22 protein-coding genes are annotated in these 17,575 nt (G+C 66.2%); 13 read left to right on the forward strand and 9 right to left on the reverse strand.

Annotation, left to right across the window (positions count from 1 at the left end; genetic code table 11):
• The first annotated feature begins 62 nt into the window (after positions 1–62).
• The 3 genes from VI340_RS00415 (at position 63) to VI340_RS00425 (ending at position 2,969) form a co-directional block, all read left to right on the forward strand.
• The gene (locus VI340_RS00415) at positions 63–1,349 is read left to right on the forward strand and encodes an O-acetylhomoserine aminocarboxypropyltransferase/cysteine synthase family protein (RefSeq protein ID WP_336357545.1); all 1,287 of its coding nucleotides are present in this window, start codon (positions 63–65) and stop codon (positions 1,347–1,349) included.
• Positions 1,346–2,554, forward strand: coding sequence for a homoserine O-acetyltransferase MetX (metX, locus tag VI340_RS00420; RefSeq protein WP_336357546.1), 1,209 nt, complete (start codon positions 1,346–1,348; stop codon positions 2,552–2,554). Before VI340_RS00415 ends, metX begins: the two co-directional genes overlap by 4 nt.
• A gap of 112 nt (positions 2,555–2,666) precedes the next feature.
• Entirely contained in the window at positions 2,667–2,969 is a 303-nt protein-coding gene (locus VI340_RS00425) for a DUF7130 family rubredoxin-like protein (RefSeq protein ID WP_008311270.1), read from the forward strand.
• Positions 2,970–2,993: 24 nt separating this feature from the next.
• On the opposite strand, the gene VI340_RS00430 is transcribed toward VI340_RS00425, so the two are convergent.
• Positions 2,994–3,551, reverse strand: a complete 558-nt coding sequence (locus tag VI340_RS00430) for a hypothetical protein (protein WP_336357547.1) — start codon at positions 3,549–3,551, stop codon at positions 2,994–2,996.
• A gap of 89 nt (positions 3,552–3,640) precedes the next feature.
• Here VI340_RS00430 and VI340_RS00435 point away from each other — a divergent pair, with 89 nt between their 5' ends.
• The 3 genes from VI340_RS00435 to VI340_RS00445 all read left to right on the forward strand — a co-directional run bounded on the left by VI340_RS00435 (position 3,641) and on the right by VI340_RS00445 (position 6,732).
• Positions 3,641–4,525 (forward strand): ketopantoate reductase family protein, encoded by an 885-nt coding sequence (locus tag VI340_RS00435; RefSeq protein WP_336357548.1) that lies wholly within the window; start codon positions 3,641–3,643, stop codon positions 4,523–4,525.
• Positions 4,526–4,746: 221 nt separating this feature from the next.
• Positions 4,747–5,922 (forward strand): galactonate dehydratase, encoded by a 1,176-nt coding sequence (gene dgoD, locus VI340_RS00440; RefSeq protein ID WP_336357549.1) that lies wholly within the window; start codon positions 4,747–4,749, stop codon positions 5,920–5,922.
• A 150-nt stretch (positions 5,923–6,072) separates the two neighbouring features.
• On the forward strand, positions 6,073–6,732 hold the full coding sequence (locus VI340_RS00445) for a DUF502 domain-containing protein (protein ID WP_008311266.1): 660 nt from the start codon (positions 6,073–6,075) through the stop codon (positions 6,730–6,732).
• A gap of 20 nt (positions 6,733–6,752) precedes the next feature.
• On the opposite strand, the gene VI340_RS00450 is transcribed toward VI340_RS00445, so the two are convergent.
• From VI340_RS00450 to VI340_RS00470, 5 genes are all read right to left on the reverse strand, one after another.
• The gene (locus VI340_RS00450) at positions 6,753–7,685 is read right to left on the reverse strand and encodes a branched-chain amino acid transaminase (RefSeq protein ID WP_004964767.1); all 933 of its coding nucleotides are present in this window, start codon (positions 7,683–7,685) and stop codon (positions 6,753–6,755) included.
• 176 nt (positions 7,686–7,861) lie between these two features.
• Entirely contained in the window at positions 7,862–8,536 is a 675-nt protein-coding gene (ribB, locus tag VI340_RS00455; RefSeq protein ID WP_014039325.1) for a 3,4-dihydroxy-2-butanone-4-phosphate synthase, read from the reverse strand.
• Entirely contained in the window at positions 8,523–9,221 is a 699-nt protein-coding gene (locus VI340_RS00460; RefSeq protein ID WP_336357550.1) for a DUF120 domain-containing protein, read from the reverse strand. The genes ribB and VI340_RS00460 overlap by 14 nt, the downstream gene beginning before the upstream one ends.
• A gap of 197 nt (positions 9,222–9,418) precedes the next feature.
• Positions 9,419–10,399: a 4-demethylwyosine synthase TYW1 gene (gene twy1 / locus VI340_RS00465; RefSeq protein ID WP_336357551.1), complete on the reverse strand. Its 981-nt coding sequence runs from the start codon at positions 10,397–10,399 to the stop codon at positions 9,419–9,421.
• Between the two features lie 74 nt (positions 10,400–10,473).
• Positions 10,474–10,611 (reverse strand): hypothetical protein, encoded by a 138-nt coding sequence (locus tag VI340_RS00470; protein WP_004964745.1) that lies wholly within the window; start codon positions 10,609–10,611, stop codon positions 10,474–10,476.
• Between the two features lie 143 nt (positions 10,612–10,754).
• Between VI340_RS00470 and VI340_RS00475 the strand changes: the two genes are divergently transcribed.
• On the forward strand, positions 10,755–10,922 hold the full coding sequence (locus tag VI340_RS00475; RefSeq protein ID WP_336330351.1) for an FmdB family zinc ribbon protein: 168 nt from the start codon (positions 10,755–10,757) through the stop codon (positions 10,920–10,922).
• Positions 10,923–10,948: 26 nt separating this feature from the next.
• Here VI340_RS00475 and VI340_RS00480 read toward each other — a convergent pair whose 3' ends face one another.
• The gene (locus VI340_RS00480; RefSeq protein ID WP_008311251.1) at positions 10,949–11,521 is read right to left on the reverse strand and encodes a peroxidase-related enzyme; all 573 of its coding nucleotides are present in this window, start codon (positions 11,519–11,521) and stop codon (positions 10,949–10,951) included.
• Positions 11,522–11,669: 148 nt separating this feature from the next.
• Here VI340_RS00480 and VI340_RS00485 point away from each other — a divergent pair, with 148 nt between their 5' ends.
• Positions 11,670–12,143, forward strand: a complete 474-nt coding sequence (locus tag VI340_RS00485) for a DUF6789 family protein (RefSeq protein WP_008311249.1) — start codon at positions 11,670–11,672, stop codon at positions 12,141–12,143.
• 32 nt (positions 12,144–12,175) lie between these two features.
• Here the strand turns inward: VI340_RS00485 and VI340_RS00490 are convergent, their stop codons facing one another.
• Positions 12,176–12,700 (reverse strand): helix-turn-helix domain-containing protein, encoded by a 525-nt coding sequence (locus VI340_RS00490; RefSeq protein WP_008311246.1) that lies wholly within the window; start codon positions 12,698–12,700, stop codon positions 12,176–12,178.
• 145 nt (positions 12,701–12,845) lie between these two features.
• On the opposite strand from VI340_RS00490, the gene VI340_RS00495 reads away from it, so the two are divergent.
• The 5 genes from VI340_RS00495 (at position 12,846) to VI340_RS00515 (ending at position 16,739) form a co-directional block, all read left to right on the forward strand.
• A complete protein-coding gene (locus VI340_RS00495; protein WP_008311244.1) occupies positions 12,846–13,220 on the forward strand; it encodes a NifU family protein in 375 nt (124 codons plus the stop codon).
• 208 nt (positions 13,221–13,428) lie between these two features.
• Positions 13,429–13,974 carry a CDP-2,3-bis-(O-geranylgeranyl)-sn-glycerol synthase gene (locus VI340_RS00500; RefSeq protein WP_008311242.1) on the forward strand — a complete coding sequence of 182 codons (546 nt, stop codon included), beginning with the start codon at positions 13,429–13,431 and terminating at the stop codon, positions 13,972–13,974.
• A 70-nt stretch (positions 13,975–14,044) separates the two neighbouring features.
• Entirely contained in the window at positions 14,045–15,199 is a 1,155-nt protein-coding gene (hemC, locus tag VI340_RS00505; protein WP_008311240.1) for a hydroxymethylbilane synthase, read from the forward strand.
• Positions 15,196–15,948 carry a uroporphyrinogen-III C-methyltransferase gene (cobA, locus tag VI340_RS00510; protein ID WP_336357552.1) on the forward strand — a complete coding sequence of 251 codons (753 nt, stop codon included), beginning with the start codon at positions 15,196–15,198 and terminating at the stop codon, positions 15,946–15,948. Before hemC ends, cobA begins: the two co-directional genes overlap by 4 nt.
• Positions 15,948–16,739, forward strand: a complete 792-nt coding sequence (locus VI340_RS00515; protein WP_336357553.1) for a uroporphyrinogen-III synthase — start codon at positions 15,948–15,950, stop codon at positions 16,737–16,739. Before cobA ends, VI340_RS00515 begins: the two co-directional genes overlap by 1 nt.
• Before the next feature lie 36 nt (positions 16,740–16,775).
• Here the strand turns inward: VI340_RS00515 and VI340_RS00520 are convergent, their stop codons facing one another.
• Positions 16,776–17,501 (reverse strand): PspA/IM30 family protein, encoded by a 726-nt coding sequence (locus VI340_RS00520; RefSeq protein ID WP_336357554.1) that lies wholly within the window; start codon positions 17,499–17,501, stop codon positions 16,776–16,778.
• Positions 17,502–17,575 lie beyond the last annotated feature (74 nt).

Raw genomic sequence — 17,575 nt, forward strand, 5'->3', positions numbered from 1 at the left:
CAATAAGAGAGTATTGCCGTAACTCTGAGTTATAGATAGCTAGAGATATATGCATACTGCACATGACTACCGACTACGGATTCGGGACGCGCTGTGTCCACGCCGGCCAGGAGGAGCCGGACCCGGCGACGGGGGCACGCGCGCCGCCCATCTATCAGACCTCGTCGTACGTCTTCGAGGACGCCGACACCGCGGCCGACCGGTACGCTCTGGATGACGACGGCAACGTCTACTCGCGGTTCGACAACCCCACTGTCAGGATGCTCGAAAACCGCATTGCGTCGCTCGAAAACGCCGTCGACGCCGTCGCGACGGGGTCGGGGATGGCCGCGCTCGACGCCGGGACGTTCGTCCTCGCGGCCAACGGCGACAACATCGTGACGGCCTCCTCCATCTACGGCGGCACGCACTCGTACTTCTCGAAGGCCGCCAGTCGGCGGGGCATCGAGACGCGGTTCGTCGACACGCTCGACCCGGACGCCTACGCCGCGGCCATCGACGAGGACACGGCCTACGTCCACTTCGAGACCATCGGGAACCCCTCGCTCGTGGTCCCGCCGATGGAAGACATCGCCGAGGTGGCGCACGACCACGGCGTCCCCGTCTTCGTCGACAACACGTTCGGGACACCGGCGCTCTGTAACCCGCTCGATCACGGCGTGGACCTCCTCTGGGAGTCGACGACGAAGTGGATTCACGGCTCCGGCACAACTGTCGGCGGCGTCCTCGTCGACGGCGGCTCGTTCCCCTGGGACGAGTACCCCGAGAAGTTCCCGGAACTGGGCGGCGAGAACGAGGCCTTCGGCAAGAACTTCGCCGAGGCCTTCGGCGACCGCGCCTTTTCGGTCGCCGCCCGCCAGCGCGCCCTCCGCTCGCTGGGCGACGGCCAGAAGCCCTTCGACGCCTGGGCGACGCTCCAGGGTGCTGAGACCCTCTCCCTGCGGATGGAACGCCACTGCGAGAACGCGATGACCGTCGCACAGCACCTCGACGACCACCCCGAGGTCGCCTGGGTCACCTATCCCGGGCTGGAGAGCCACGAGACCCACGACCTGGCACAGCAGTACCTCTCGGGTGGGTTCGGCGGTATCGTCACCTTCGGGCTGGAAGCCGGCTACGACGCCGGCCGACGGTTCTGCGAGGAGACGGACCTCGCGCAGTTCCTCGCCAACATCGGCGACGCGAAGACGCTGGTCATCCACCCGGCCTCGACCACCCACGCCCAACTCAGCGAGGCGGAACAGCGCGCCAGCGGCGTGACGCCGGACCTCCTCCGGTTCAGCGTCGGCATCGAGGACCCGGAAGACATCATCGGGGACATCGACGACGCCATCGAACGAGTCACATGAACGTCGAACACAACACTGTCTCGCTGGGCGAGTTCGAGTTCGACTGCGGCGAGACGATTCCGGACCTCGAAATCACCTACGAGGCCTACGGCGAGTTCGACGGCGACAACGCGGTGCTGGTCTGTCACGCCCTGACCGGCAGCGCCCACGTCGCAGGCCGCGACCGGGTCGACAGCGCCGACCAGGCCCGCGCCTGGTGGGACGACATCGTCGGACCTGGCAAGGCCATCGACACCACGGAGTACTACGTCGTCTGTGCGAACGTGCCCGGCTCGTGCTACGGGTCGACGGGGCCGAAAAGCGAGAACCCGGAGACGGGCGAGCCCTACGGCACCGACTTCCCGCCGGTCACTGTCACGGACTGGACTGAGGCCCAGCGCGCGCTGCTTGACGAACTCGGGATTCCGCACCTCCACGCGGTCGTCGGCGGCAGCGTCGGCGGCATGAACGTCATCGAGTGGGCCAAGCGTCACCCGGACCACGTCGACCGCATCGTCCCCATCGCCGCGGCCGCGCGACTGGACACGCAGTGCCTCTCGTTCGACGCCATCGCCCGCCGGGCCATCACGACCGACCCGAACTGGAACCAGGGCCACTACTACGGCGAGGACCAGGACCCACCGAACGACGGGCTGGCGCTGGCCCGCCAACTGGGCCATGTGATGTACCTCTCGAAGGCGTCGATGGAGCGCCGCTTCGGCCGCCGCGCCGCTGGCCGGGACGCCGTCCGCACGTTCCCCACCGATGCCGCGGGCGCGTTCTTCCCGTACCGCGACGTGGAGTCGTATCTCGACTACAACGCCGAGAAGTTCACCGAGCGCTTCGACGCCAACAGCTATCTCTACCTGACGCGGGCGATGGACAACTACGACCTCGCCGCTGGGTTCGAGTCCGACGCGGACGCGCTGGCGGCGTTCGACGGCGACGCGCTGGTGATGTCTTTCACCGCCGACTGGCACTTCACCACCCAGCAGGCGGAGGCGCTGGCCGACTCGCTCCGGGAAGCCGACGCGAACGTCGCCCACCACGTCATCGACTCCGACCACGGCCACGACGCGTTCCTCGTCGAACCGGACAACGTCGGGCCGCCGCTCGCGGACTTCCTCGACGACGGCGTCGCGGGCAAGGCCGTCACCGATTCGGTGGTCGAGGACTCACAGGAGAGTGACTTCGCACCGGTCCACAATAGCCTCTTCTCGCGGTAGCGACGCGAGTGCCGTTCGCCGACAGGCGGGTTCGCTGGCCCCGATTCGGCTCGCTAATCATGCACAGATCCACGCTAGCATTTAACATATATCGGCACGACTAGTTCTATGTATGGCTGACATGACCACGAACATCGAAAGTGAAGAGTACTCGTTCGGACAGACGGTGTACGACGAGGACGGGGACGCACTTGGCACAATTCGCGGGTTCGACGAACACGGCTTCTACGTCACGGTCGAGGACGGCATCGAGTCGCTGTCGAGCGAGCATCTCAGCGCCGGGGCCGCGGGCGAGGCCGAACTGATGTGGCGCTGCTGGGAATGCGGCGAGATGGGCCAGATAGAGGACATCCCCGACGAATGCCCGTCCTGCAACGCGCCAAAAGAGGATATCTACTACTGGCAGGAGGATTGAGGCGACGCCCGCGTGACAGGCCGCTTACGCCTGCTCGAATCGCTCGGCGACGGCCGGTCCGACTGACTCCCGCACGGTCTCAACGGCCGACGACGGGAGCGAGAACCGCAGCGTCGTCCAGTCGAGTTCGAGAATTGCGTGCCCGTCCGCATCACCGATGACTACGTACACCAGTGTCCCCCCGTAGACCCGCGCCAGCGCGTCGAACGTTTCTGCCGTCACCGGCACCGCTCCGGTCGTGTGGGTGTCGGTAGCTGAAACGTCGGTGTGGCCCGCGAATGTCTCGACAGCGAACCGCTCGCGCTGGGGAGTGTCTCGCCGGCCGACACCGAGGTGGACAAAGGCCTTTTCGGGGGACCGCGGTGACGCGTCCAGCACCGCCGCGAGTACGTCTAGCCCGACCGCTTCGTCGGGCTCGGTCAGTTCGAACCGACGTATGGTTTCGTCTTCAGGCCAGGTCGGCCCCGGTTCGACGCCGCCGCCGATACCCTCCCACGCCGTGACGATTGTCTCGGTCAGCCGGTCGATGCCGATTTCGTCGATAGCCCGAACTACCGCCTCGGCGTCGTCGGAGTCGCCCATGGCCGCTCGTTCGTCGCTCGCGGCAAAGTGCGTGCTGATTCCGGCGCGCCGGTGGTAGGTTTTTGTCCCGGCCGTCCCTGCTCGTCGGTATGGATATCGTCGTCGTCGGGGCCGGAAGCCTCGGCAGCCTCGTCGGTGGCTTGCTCGCCCGCGAACACGACGTGACGCTCGTGGGCCGCGAGCCACACGTCGGCAGCGTTAGCGAGAACGGTCTGTCGGTAGTGGGAACCGAGGAGTTCCGGGTCCGGCCGGGCGCACAGACGACGATTCCGCAGCGTGCCGACCTCGCGCTGGTGACGGTCAAGGCCTACGACACCGCCGCCGTTGCGACGGACCTCGCGGACTGCACCCTCGACGCTTGCCTCTCGCTCCAGAACGGGATGGGCAACGAGGAGCGGTTAGCCGCCGAACTCGACTGTCCGGTGCTGGCGGGGACATGTTCCTACGGTGCGCGGCTCCGGGAACCGGGCACCGTCGCCTTCACCGGCCGCGGCGAAATCGTGCTGGGGGACCGCAACGGCGGCCGGTCCGCGGTCGCCGACGAGGTCGGGGCGGCGTTCCGTGCGGCCGGCATCGAGACGACCGTCGCAGTGGACATGCCGACCCGTCTCTGGGAGAAACTCGCGGTCAACGCCGGTATCAACGCTGTGACCGCGCTCGCCCGCGTGGCGAACGGCGCGCTGGCCGACTCGCCGGCCGACGCCATCGCCGTGGACGCCGCCCGTGAGACGGCCGCCGTCGCCCGCGAGCAGGGGATCGACCTCTCGGACGAGCGTGCAGTATCGCTCGTCGAACGTGTCGTCGGCGACACCGCCGCCAACCACTCGTCGATGTACCAGGACATCTCGGACGGCCGCCAAACGGAGATCGCCGCTATCAACGGGTACGTCGCCGACACCGCGACCAGGTCGGTCCCCGTGAACGAGACGCTTGCCGGGCTCGTCCGTACGTGGGAGCGACACCGCGAGCAATAACAGCTGTGGCGCGACGGTCCCGGCACGATAGATGTCGGCCTGCGTTATCCGCTGACGCCGAAAGCAGCGGCTCGTGGCTGTTCTGGAATCACACAACGACTATATACACGTCTCCTATGTGTGTCTCACATGACTCCACAGACCGACGGAGCACGGCTCGATGCGCCGCGTAGTGCTCCCAGCGGGACTGCTTCGTGTACTACAGCGAGGAGGCCACTGGTATGACAGCCGACGACGCGGGCGGGAACCGCATCGTCGACTACGAACTGTTCGAGGTGCCGCCCCGGTGGCTCTTCCTGCGTCTGGAGACGGCCGACGGCACCGTCGGCTGGGGCGAACCCGTCGTCGAGGGCCGGGCCCACACCGTGCGTGCGGGCGTCGAGGAACTGCTCGACAGCTATCTCATTGGGGAGAACCCCGAGAACATCCAGGACCACTGGCAGGCGATGTACCGGGGCGGCTTCTACCGCGGCGGGCCGGTCCTGATGTCGGCCATCGCCGGCATCGACCAGGCGCTGTGGGACATCAAAGGGAAGCAACTCGGCGCACCCGTCCACCAGCTCCTTGGCGGCCAGGCCCGGGACCGGATTCGAGTGTACCAGTGGATCGGCGGCGACGAGCCCTCAGACGTGGCCAGCGCCGCCCGGGAGCAGGTCGATGCCGGATTCACGGCGCTGAAGATGAACGCGACGCCCGAAATCGAGCGCGTCGACAACCCGGCCACGGTCGAGGCCGCCGCGACGCGACTCCGAGAGGTCAGGGAGGCTGTCGGTCCAGAGGTCGACATCGGCGTCGACTTCCACGGCCGGGTGACGAAGCCGATGGTCAAACGGCTCGCCTCGGCGATGGAGCCCTACGAACCGATGTTCATCGAGGAACCGGTGTTGCCCGAACACAATGACGCGCTGCCGGCGCTCGCGGCCCACACTGACATCCCCATCGCGACCGGCGAGCGGATGTACTCCCGTTGGGACTACAAGGAGGTGTTCGAGGACGGTGCCGTCGACGTGATCCAGCCGGACCTCTCCCACGCCGGCGGCATCACCGAGGTGTACAAGATCGCGTCGATGGCCGAGGCCTACGACGTGGCGATGGCACCCCACTGCCCGCTCGGCCCGGTCGCCCTGGCGTCCTGTGTCCAGGTCGACGCCTGCTCGCCCAACGCTCTCATTCAGGAGCAGAGCATCGACATCCACTACAACGAGACCACCGACGTGCTGGACTACCTGGCTGACCCGTCGGTGTTCGACTACGAGGACGGGTTCGTTACGGTGCCCACCGACCCTGGCCTGGGAATCGACATCGACGAGGCGTTCCTCCGGGAGCAGTCCCAGCAGGACGTCGACTGGCACAACCCCGTCTGGCGACACGACGACGGCAGCGTCGCGGAGTGGTAGCCCGGTGGCTCCCCCTCGGTAACTGGCTAGGTGGCTCCCCCTCGGTAACTGGCTATCCCCTCGCACTCTCTCACCGGACAACTGTGAGACCGGCAGCACGGACACGCACCAAAGGAAAGGGCTCATATTCCGCGCCCGATACGTACCTGTATGGCCTCCTCAACGTCGTGGAAGCGCGATTTCGCGAGCGGCCTTATTATCCTGTTGCCGCTGCTGGTGACGGTTTACGTTATCATCTATCTCTACTCTATCCTCGCGTCCGCGGCGGTCATCCCGGCGATTGACGGCGAACTGCTAGCGACGCTCGGACTCCCCTCGGGAACGTCGTCTGTCGAACTCGCACGGGTGTTCACGACGCTGATTATCTTCATCCTCATCGTGTTCTCCATCGGCTATCTGATGCGGACGGCCTTCGGCGACATCGTCGAACGGGCCATCGACGACGCGATGAACCACGTCCCCGGGCTCCGGGTGGTGTACAACGCCTCGAAGATGGCGGTCGAGACGGCTGTCGGTGGAACCGAAGAACTTCAGGCACCGGTGAAAATCGAAGTGTGGGACGGGATGCGGATGACCGCGTTCAAAACGGGACAGACGACCGAGGACGGCCGCGAGGTGCTTTTCCTGCCGACAGCGCCGAACATCACGACCGGCTACGTCGTCGAGGTCGAACCACACCGCTACGAGGAAATCGACGAGCGCGTCGAAGAGGCGCTGACACGGATTCTCAGCGCCGGGTTCGGCGACACGGACCGGAGTACCGCCACGCCGATTCCGGTCGCCGACGAGGAAGACCTCGCGGACGACTAGCCGCGCGGTTCAGTTCCCGCTCAGACGTAGTGGAACCACTCTTCGCGGTCGCCGCTCTCGATGACGTCGAAGAAGGCCGACTGGAGTTCGTCGGTGACCGGCCCCTTCGTCCCTTCGCCGATCTCGTTGTCGTCGACGCTTCGGATGGGCGTGACCTCCGCCGCCGTGCCGGTAAAGAACAGCTCGTCAGCGGTGTATAGCTCACCGCGGGAGATGGTCGCTTCCTCGTGGACGGTGTAGCCCATCTCCTCGGCGAGCGTGATTGCGGTGTTGCGGGTGATGCCTTCGAGGATGCTCTCGGCCAGTCCGGGCGTGTAGATTTCTCCGTCCCGGACCATGAAGATGTTCTCGCCCGGCCCTTCGGCGACGTTGCCTTCCTTGTTCAGGACGATAGCTTCGGTGTAGCCGTTCCGGCGGGCCTCCTCGCCGGCGAGCATGCTGTTGACGTACAGCCCCGTCGTCTTGATGTTGGTCGGAATCTGGCTGGAGGCGTGCTTGCGCCAGGACGACACCATCACGTCGACGCCCTCTTCCAGCGCTTCCTCGCCCAGATACGCGCCCCACGGCCACGCGGCGATGGTGGTCTTCGTCGGGCAGTCCTTCGGGCTCACGCCGAGCGAATCGAAGCCGTAGTAAACGATGGGGCGGATGTAACACGACTCGAACCCTTCCGTTTCGATGAGTTCCGTCGTCGCCTCGGTGAGTTCGTCCTTGCTGAACTCGATGTCGAGGTCGTAGGGCTTTGCCGACTTGTACAGGCGGTCGAGGTGTTCTTCCCAGCGGAAGATGGCCGGCCCCTGTTCGGTGTCGTAACAGCGAACGCCCTCGAAAACGCCGGTCCCGTAGTGCAGCGCGTGCGTGAGGACGTGGGTCTGAGCGTCCTCGAAGTCGACGAACTCGCCGTCCATCCAGATGCGGTCGGTCCCCTCGAACATCTCTGGACGGTCACTCATCGCACGACCCCTCCGGTGAGTTGACAGTCGCGATGCCCGCGGGTGATGCCTCCTGCTGTCTCGTCGTGTGTCATATCTACCCCATTGATTCCCGTGGTTAAGAGTGTTGACGGTCCGAGGAGAGTTCGCCACCGAACCGACGCGGTACTGCGTTGACGCCCCTGACAGGCGCTGGTTCAGTCGAACCGCTCTAGCAGACTGGCCCCTTCGACGTACACGAGGCCCTCGCGGTCGGCGTAGGCCCGTGCCGCCGCCGGGGGTAACGCCGCGCCGGTCTCGTCGTCCAGCATCTCACAGACGACGGCGGCCTCGGGCTGGTCGGCCGCGGCCGCGAGCGCGAGCGCGAGTTCGGTGTGCCCTTCGCGGTCGGCCAGGCCGTCCGGGGCCGCACGGAGAAGGTGGACGTGACCCGGTGACCGGAAGGCATCGCTGAACGCGTCCGGGGCCGGGTCCGCCGCGACGGCGGCCAGTTCCCGAATCGTCAGCGAGCGGTCGTCGTCGGTGATCCCGGTGAACGTGTCGCGGTGGTTCACCGTCAGCGAGAACGAGGAGCGCTCGTCGTACGCGAGGTCGTGGTCGGCCGCCGTCGGATGGTCGAGGACCTCCTGCATGAACGGCAGTTCCAGCGCCTCGGCGACGCGGTCAGAGAGGGCGACACAGACGAGCCCGCCGGCGTCGTTTCGCATCCGGGCGACGGCGTCGGGGCTGACGGCACCGGCCGGATAGACGAGGTCGGTCTCGCCTTCGCGGTCGGCGGCGTCGTGGATCAGCACCGGCTCGCCGCGGGCGAAGGCGGCGACGGCGTCGGCCACGCTGTCGGCGTCGACGGCGGTTTCCTCACTCCGAGACATGGACGATCACCTCGTCACCATCGTCCAGCTCCAGCACCTCGCGGAGCTTTTCGGGCGCAATCACTTCGAGTTGCTCCTCGCCGTGGTGGGTCCGCTCGGGCGCGATGACGTGGGCCGGCTCGTACTCGCCGTCGCTGCCCTCTATCGAGGCGGGGTAGCAGTACGCGGGGCCGTACGTCCGCTCGTCGTCCTCCCAGCCCTCGATGGTGACCGGTTCGATGGCGCTCATCCGCGCCCGCTTGCGGACGCTCTCGGCCGTGAGTTCGAGGTTGAGCGTGCCCGCGAACGGCTCGTACCCCAGCCGTTCGATGAACTGTTCCATGTAGCCCGGCAGCGTGATGTAGTGCCGCCCCTCTCCCATCCCCGAGGTGACCACGCCGGTCAGGTCGACGCTGGCGTCGGATTCGAAGATGCGCCGGTAGTCGGCGTACTCGGACTGGAGGCGTCGCTCGCCGTCCCCGGTCAGTTCGACCTCCTGTCCGTCACTGACGATGTCTCGGGCCAGCAGCCCGGCGTCTTCGAGCCGCTGGAGCCGCCGCGAGGCGGTCTGGTTCGAGGCGTCCAGTCGTTCCGCGAGATCGGCACAGGACACCTTTGCCGACTCGTCGAGCGCACCGTCGAGGGCGAGCAGTTTCAGCGTCGCCAGTTCGTCCCGACCGACGCCCTGTCCCGTTGATTCAGCCATGCACTGCAGTAGGGATTCCCGCCGGATAAGCATACCGAAGGTGGAATGCATTCCACTTTTGGAACGGAGAAAAACTGGTACGGGGTTGGTAGCAGAAGCGCGTCTTACCGTTTCTACTGGATACAATTCAAGCCGCTGCCTAACACGTTCGACCCTATCACACCGCTGTGATGGTGGTTCCTCGTCGCACGATACCGTTAGTATTCAACGAGCGAGTCCTGCTCCCAGAACTCGCTTGACTTCTCCAGTTTCGGAACCCATGTGTTCTCGTCCTCGGCGAGCATCGCCACGCGGGAGTCCTCGACCTCCTTCAGCACGTCGTGGTCGGGGAGGTACTCGCCCATCTCTCGGGTGAACTCCCGGACCTCGCTGTGGTCGGGCATGGAGTCCCGGTCGAGGCGGCCCCGCGAGTGGCCGACGTGCATGTATGCCTTCATCTCGACGAAGTCCGCATCGGCCCGGTCACACATCGCCGCGTACCACTCGGGGTGGTGCATGTTGTGGCCTTTGACCAGCGTCGTCCGGATGACGGTGCGGGTGTCGTCTTTCTCGGCCAGGACGTCCAGCGTGTCGATGAGCGAGTCCCAGGCGTCGTCGTCCATCGCCTGTACCGTCGAATCAAACGTCCCGCGGTCGGCGGCGTCGACGGAGACGTATAGCTGGGTCGGGTCACACCGCTCTAGCATCTCCGTGTTGGTCCCGTTGGAGACGAGGAACGTAGTGATGTCGCGGTCGTGGAACTCTTCGATGAGTTCCGGCAGATGCGGGTAGAGCGTCGGTTCGCCGTCCAGCGAGATGGCGACGTGGCGCGGCTCCATCGCCTGGTCGAACACCTCGCGCGGTACCTCGTCGTTGCCGCCGAAGCCCGACAACAACTTCCGCTGGAGTTCCACGGAGGCGTCGGCGACCGCCGCGGGGTCGTCCCACTCCACGTCGCCGAGTTCGTAGGCGTGGCCGGCGTGGTCGCGCCAGCAGAACACGCACCGCTCGTTGCATTTCACGACCGGCGTCATCTGGATGCAGCGGTGGGACTCGATACCGTAGAACATGTACTTGTAACACTTCCCCTCACCGCGAAGGGCGTTTTTCGTCCAGCCGCAGGTCTGGGCGGCCGTGTGGTTCTCACTGTGGTAGGCCGGGTCCGAGACCTGTTTCGGACCGCCGTCGGCGTCACTCATTGGACACCAGTTTAACAGCCAGCGGCAAAAACTCCCGGATGTTGCGCGTCAGCCAGTTCGCTCCGTCGGGCAACTTACGTCAGCTTGACGATGGGGTTGCTCATGTGGTGGCCGACGACGTTGCCGTTCTCCATGATCCGGTCGTAGCCGTCGTCGTCAACTTCGATTCGGGTTTCGCTGTCCTTCTGCATCAGATAGAGTGTTTTGTTCATACACCTGTGGATGCCCCTGATAGGCAAGACCAGAACTACTAGGTGTATAGATACGCGCTGTGATGTATGCTATATGTATCAAACCCCGCCGAAAATATATCTCAGCCGGAAGATTTTGGGGTTTCGACGCTGAGTGTACTAGTATGGGTGTGATTGACACAGTTTCCGAGCTGTTCGGTTCCGGGGACCAGCACTACCGGTTCCGCTGTGCTGACTGCGAGACCGAGTTCGCACAACGCGTGGCGACCGTTGAGGACCTGACCTGTCCGGAGTGTGGCGCTGGGGCGGTGCGGCCGGCCGAGGCGGCGTGAGGTCGGGTAGCCAGTAGGCCCACGAGTCAGCGGCCCAGGTCGTAGAACTCGTCGTTCGGGCGGATGTCGGCGAGCTGTGCGAGGCGGTTCGAGAGATTGAAGAAGGCGGCGACGCTGCCGATGTCCCAGATAGCGCGGCGGCTGTAGCCGTGGTCCTCCAGCCGTTCGAGGTCTGCGTCCTCGATACGGGCGGGCGATTCTGTCAGCTTCACCGCGAAATCGAGCATCGCCTTGTGCGTCTCGTTGATGTCCGCAGTTCGGTGGTTCGCAGCGACCTGCTCGGCGAGTTTGGGCGCGTCGGCGTAGATCCGCAGCAGCGCACCGTGGGCGACGATGCAGTAGAGGCAGTCGTTGACGCCGCTGACGGCGACGATTATCAGCTCGACTTCCTCGCGTTCCAGCGCCGTCTCCTCGACCAGCGCGTCGTGGTACGCGAAAAAGGCCCGGAAGTGCGAGGGGCGATAGGCCATCGCCGGGAAGATGTTCGGCGTGAAGCCGGCGCGTTCGGTCTCCTCTTCGATGCGTTCCTGCAGGTCTTCGGGGAGGTCGTCGATGTCGGGGGTTTCGAACCGAGCCATCACTGTGTCGGAGTCTGCCATACCACACGTCCGTCCGGCCGCGGCTTGAAAGTTAGCTGCCTGCCTGGCCATGGCTGCCGAGAGCCGGTGTATAGTTCTTCCGGGGACGTGGCACGAGGTCGAACAGCCACGCCGGCTCTTTTGCTAGACGGCGCGACCGTTCACATGCATGTCAACGACGACAGAGACGACACAGACGTACGACGTCAGTACCGGCAACTGGAAAGCCGGCGTGCTCGGCGGTATCGCCGGGAGCGCCGTCATGGGGGCGCTGATACTGGTGATGAACACCGCGACGCTCGCCGTCGCAATCCCGTCCCTGTACGGACTCGCGCCGCCGCCGAGCCCGGCGGCCGGCCTCGTCGTCCACCTCTCCCATGGGGCTGTGATGGGCGTGCTGTTCGCCGGGCTAGCGCGGCTCCTCAGTCTGGAATCGCCCGGGGAACTGCTTGGACTCGGCGTCGGCTGGGGCGTCGCCACCTGGGCGCTCTTTGCCGCGCTCCTGATGCCAGTCTGGCTCGGCGCGGTCGGCTCGCCCGCCTCGCCGCCGTTCCCGAACTTCGCGCCGCCGTCGCTGCTGTGGCACGTCGTCTACGGCGCTGTCCTCGCGGTCGTTTACGCCGTGACCGCGGACCGCATCTGAGATCGGCCGTACCTGAGCCGTCGCGGTCGCCGCTACTGCTCCTGAAACACGGTCCACTGTCGCTCGTCGGTTCTGGCGTCGGCTATCGCCTCGACCTTCTCGCGCTGCAGGTCGTCCAACTGCGCAGTCGCCAGCCGAACCCACGACAGGAACTCCCCGCGGAGCCGCTCACGCACTACTTCGGGCGGCTGTGGCGTGTAGACGTACACATGCCCGCCCTCCGGCCTGATTCGCCGGCGCTTCTCGACGACACCGAGGTCGGCGAGGTGATTGAGATGCCGCGCGACGACGCTCCGGTCGTAGCCGATTTGTTCGGCCAGCGCCGTTACGGTCAGTTCGCCGCCTTCCATCACGCAGAGACAGACATCCAGCTCAGTGCCGGACATATCGAAGACGGTCTGCAGCAGGGTTTCGAGTGACGGCTCGCTGACCGCCGTCTCCCCTGTCTCGGTCGCCGCCATCGGCTTGCCACAGCACTCCGGCCGGTTGTCGCCGATGCCGACGCCGCCGCAGGTCTCACACTCGAACAGCCGCGGTTCGTCAGCGGAGGGTGTCATACGACGGGCTACTCACCCCGCCGGTAGAAGCTTCAGGTATGGTCGGAGTAACTACGGGCGGGTGCCGGCGGGTCGCGGTTTCTCGCCCGTCATATAGATGTTAGTCCAAAGGTCTAAGCCCTCCCGGGACGGAATACAATTCACTATGAGCACTGACACAGAGGACGCCAACGACCTGCGCGAGCGAATCACGAACTTCCTGCGCCGCAACTTCCCCCAGATCCAGATGCACGGCGGGAGCGCGGCCATCGAGGAGATCGACCGCGAGGAAGGCAGCGTCACGATCCGCCTCGGCGGCGCCTGTTCCGGCTGTGGCATCTCGCCGATGACCATCCAGGCCATCAAGACGCGCATGGTCAAGGAGATCCCGGAGATCAACGAGGTCACCGCGCGTACCGGGATGGAACAGCAGGAAGGAATGTCCGGCGGCAGCGGCGGCATGAGCCCGTCGTTCCCCGGCGAATCCCGCGGCGGCGACGTCGGCGGCGACGAAGACGAAGGCCCCGAAGCGCCGTTCTGAGGCCAGTTCTCGATCTTTTTTAGAAACGTGGCTAGCCGCAGGTGTGGAAGCGTCTCTCTGAGTCGCCGTCTCTGTGCTCAACAGCCAGAAAGCTCCGACTGGCTCCGATCGGGGGCTTTCTGGCTCGTCGCATCCGAACCAACGCAAGCAACCATCACTGCAGCAGCGAGTCACACAGATTAAGACGACGGGACCAGACCGCGAGGATATGGAGACGGTCGACACGGTCGTCTGGGCGCTGTGGGCGATGTTGCCGGCGTATATCCCGAACAACGCCGCGGTACTCGCCGGCGGTGGCAGACCGATAGACGGCGGCCGAACGTGGGGCGGGCGGCGCGTGCTGGGCGACGGCAAGACCTGGCGCGGGACGCTCATCGGCACCGCCGCCGGGACGCTGCTCGCGCTCGGACTGACACAGGTCGCGCCCAGCGTGAGCGCCGCACTGGGGACTGACCTCCCGACGTTTCCGCTCCGTGCGGGGCTCGGACTCGCATTCGGCGCAATGCTCGGGGACATCGGGGCCTCCTTCCTCAAACGCCGGACGGGCCGCGAGCGCGGGGCCGCGTTCCCGGGGCTAGACCAACTGGACTTCGTCGTCGGAGCGCTGCTCTGTGCGCTCGTGGCTGCGCCGTCGTGGTTTGCCGAGACGTTCACGCTCCCGGTTCTGGTCGTCGTCGTCGTCGCGACGCCGGTGTTGCACGTCGTCACCAACGGCATCGCCTACCTGCTCGGGCTGAAAAACGAGCCGTGGTGAGCAGCGCTGGCGGGGCCGTGCGAACCGACGAAGAAGTGTGCTTTTACGCGCTGACCGAGGAGTGTCGGGTATGACAACACGCGGGGAGACACTGCAACTGGCGACGCGGGGCTCGGACCTCGCGTTGCGCCAGGCGGCGACGGTTCGGGATTCGCTGAGCAGTCGCCGGCTGTCGGTCGAACTCGTCGAGGTGGAGACGACGGGCGACCAGATACGGGACGAACTCATCCACCGACTGGGCAAAACCGGCGCGTTCGTTCGCAGCCTCGACGAGAAGGTTCTCGACGGCGAACTCGACGCGGCGGTCCATTCCATGAAGGACATGCCGACCGAACGGCCCGAACGCCTCGTCGTCGCGGCGGTCCCCGAGCGGGCCGCCGCCGAGGACGTACTGGTGACGCCGGACGGCCACTCGTTGGAAGAACTGCCGGAGGGTGCAACTGTCGGTACGTCGAGCCTGCGACGCAAGGCACAGTTGCTCGCCGAGCGCGACGACCTCACCGTGGAACCGCTCCGGGGCAACGTCGACACGCGCATCGCGAAACTGCTGGCCCCGTCGCTCCAGCAGGAACATCAGGAGCGCCACGAGGCCGAACAGGAGCGGAAGGGCAACGCCGGTGACCCCGACACCGACGAAGAGGACGAACACCCCTACGACCGCACGGTCGAGGAGTGGTTCGACGACCTCACCGAGTTTGAGCGTCGAGCGATGGAGCGGGACCCGGACGTGGAGTACGACGCCATCGTGCTGGCGAAGGCGGGCCTCCACCGGGCCGGGCTCACGCGCTACGTCGGGATGTCCGACCTCGACCCCGACCGGTTCGTTCCGGCCCCGGGGCAGGGCGCGCTGGCGGTGACCGCCGTCGACGGCGACCTCGCGCTGGACATCAAAGACCGGCTGGACGACCCCCAGACGCGTGTCGAGACGACCGTCGAGCGGACGATTCTCGAAGAACTGGGCGGCGGCTGTGTCGCGCCCATCGGCGTCCACGCCCACTTGGAAGGCGGCGTCGTCCACACGCGGGTGCGCGTGCTCTCACAGGACGGCACCGAGGAGGTCTCGGTCGGCCGCGATGTCCCGGCCGAGTACCACATCGACGCGGCACAGGACCTCGCGGCGGAACTCGCCGAACAGGGCGCTGACGACCTCATTGCCGAGGCCAAGCGGGACTCGACAGGCGCCGACGACGACGCCTCGACGGTGCGGGAGGAGGACGAGGAATGACCACAGGCAAGGTGTACCTGGTCGGCTCCGGACCCGGCGACCCGGACCTGCTGACAGTCAAGGCAAAGCGCCTGCTGGAGGAGGCCGACGTGGTGCTCCACGACAAGCTCCCCGGCCCGGAAATCATCGGGATGATTCCCGAGGCAAAGCGCGAAGACGTGGGCAAACGCGCCGGCGGCGAGTGGACGCCCCAGGAGTACACCAACGCCCGGCTGGTCGAACTTGCCGAAGAAGGCAACACCGTCGTCCGACTGAAAGGCGGCGACCCGACGGTGTTTGGCCGCGGCGGCGAGGAACTGGCCCATCTCGCGGAGAACGGGATTCCGGTCGAGGTTGTCCCGGGTATCACGAGCGCGATAGCCGGCCCCGAAGCCGCCGGGATTCCGGTCACGCACCGCGATTACACCTCTTCTGTCTCTTTCGTCACGGGCCACGAGGACCCCACGAAGGACGAATCCGCTGTCGACTGGGCCGCGCTCGCGGCGACCGGCGGCACGCTCGTCGTCCTGATGGGCGTCGGCAAACTGCCACAGTACACCGAGGCGCTGCGCGAGGCGGGGATGGACCCCGACACGCCCGTGGCGCTCATCGAACGGGCGACCTGGCCGGACCAGCAGGTCGCCACCGGCACGCTCGACACCATCGTCTCGGTCTGCGACGAAGCCGGCATCGAACCCCCTGCTATCACTGTTATCGGCGAGGTAGCCGGCGAGCGCGAGCGGGTGGTGGAGTTCCTGGGGGGGTACTGATGCGAGAGGAACCCCGCCTTCGCGTGGCCGCCTTCCGCCCGGCCGACGACCGCCTCGACGACGCGGTCGAACTGCTGGAGTCGCTGGGTGCCGACCCGGTCCCGGACCCGATGCTGGCGGTCGAACCGGCAACGATGCCAAGCGCCAGTGACGAAAGCGATGACGACGACCGAGTCACGCCGCGCACCGACGCCGACTACGTCGTTCTGACGAGCAAGACCGGCGTCGAACTCGCCGCCGAAGCCGGCTGGGACCCCGGCGAGGCGACGGTGTGTGCCATCGGCCAGTCGACCGCCGGGGCGCTCCACGAGGCCGGCTACGGCGTCGACATCATCCCCGCGGAGTACTCTTCGACGGGACTGGTCGAAACGCTGTCTGGGGCGGTGGCCGGCGCGCGAGTCGAAGTCGCCCGGTCGGACCACGGCTCCGCGGTGCTGACTGACGGGCTGGAGGACGCCGGGGCGTACGTCCACGAAACCGTGCTGTATCGGCTGGTCCGGCCGCCGGGATCGGGCGAATCCGCTGCACTGGCGGCCAGCGGGGACCTCGACGCGGCGCTGTTTACCTCCTCGCTCACGGTCGAGCACTTCCTCGATGCGGCCGCGGAGCGCGGCGTCCGCGAGTCCGCTATCGACGGGCTGAACGAGGCGACTGTCGGCGCGATCGGCGGGCCGACGCGGGAGACGGCCGAGGACGCCGGCATCTCGGTCGACGTCGTCCCCGACCAGGCCGATTTCGAGGCGCTGGCCTGCGAGGCCGTCGAGGCGGCGGCCCCGACACACTACGAGTAACGACACTCGGACGGCGGTTTCGGCGTTTCTTCGGAGCTATTCTGCGGCCTCTTCGACGGCGTCGCGCTCGTCCATCTCGGCCCGCAGCGTCGCCAGTTCGTTCTCGACGGCCCGCTCGCTGGAGAGCCGGTCGAGTTCCTGGTCGATGGAGTCACCGTCATCGAGTACCGATTCGAGCTGGCCGCTTTCTTCGAGTTCTTCGAGCGCGGCCGCGCGCGCCTCCATCTGCTCCGTGCGCTCCGTCGCGCGCTCGATGGAGCGGTGCACGTCGGCCATCGTATCGCCAGCGCCAGTAAACGCCTCCGAGACTCGGGCCGACGCCTCGGCGGCCTGATAGCGGGCTTTCATCGTCTCTTTTTTCGTCCGGAACTGCTCTATCTGGCTGCTGAGTTCGGCCCGTTTGCCGACCAGCCGGTCCTGTGTCTCCTGTAAGTCGTCGATCTGGCCCGTCAGCTCCGTGATCTGGCTGACGTTCACCTGCTTCTTCTCCAGCGCCCGGCGCGCGAGGTCGTCGCGCCCCTCCTGCAGGGCGGCCCGGGCCTGTGTATCGTGTTTCTCGACGTTCGACCGCAACCGGGTTCGGTGTATCTCCAGGCGTTTCTTCTGGGTCGTCACGTCGGCGATACCGCGGGTCACGTCCTGCAGTTCGTCTCGCATCTGTTCGTATGAGTAATCCAGTTCTGCTGCCGGGTCCGCGGTCCGGTTTAGCAGGGCGTTGAACTTGGCGCGGATCGCGAACGCGAACCGTCGGAGCAGACTCATCGGGCCTGCTCCGGTCGGACAGGAACTCGAAGCGATTCCGACTGCGGCTCGGTCGTGATAGCTCTCATGTCATC

It is taken from the genome of Haloarcula sp. CGMCC 1.6347, from assembly GCF_037078395.1.
GTDB lineage: Archaea > Halobacteriota > Halobacteria > Halobacteriales > Haloarculaceae > Haloarcula > Haloarcula amylolytica.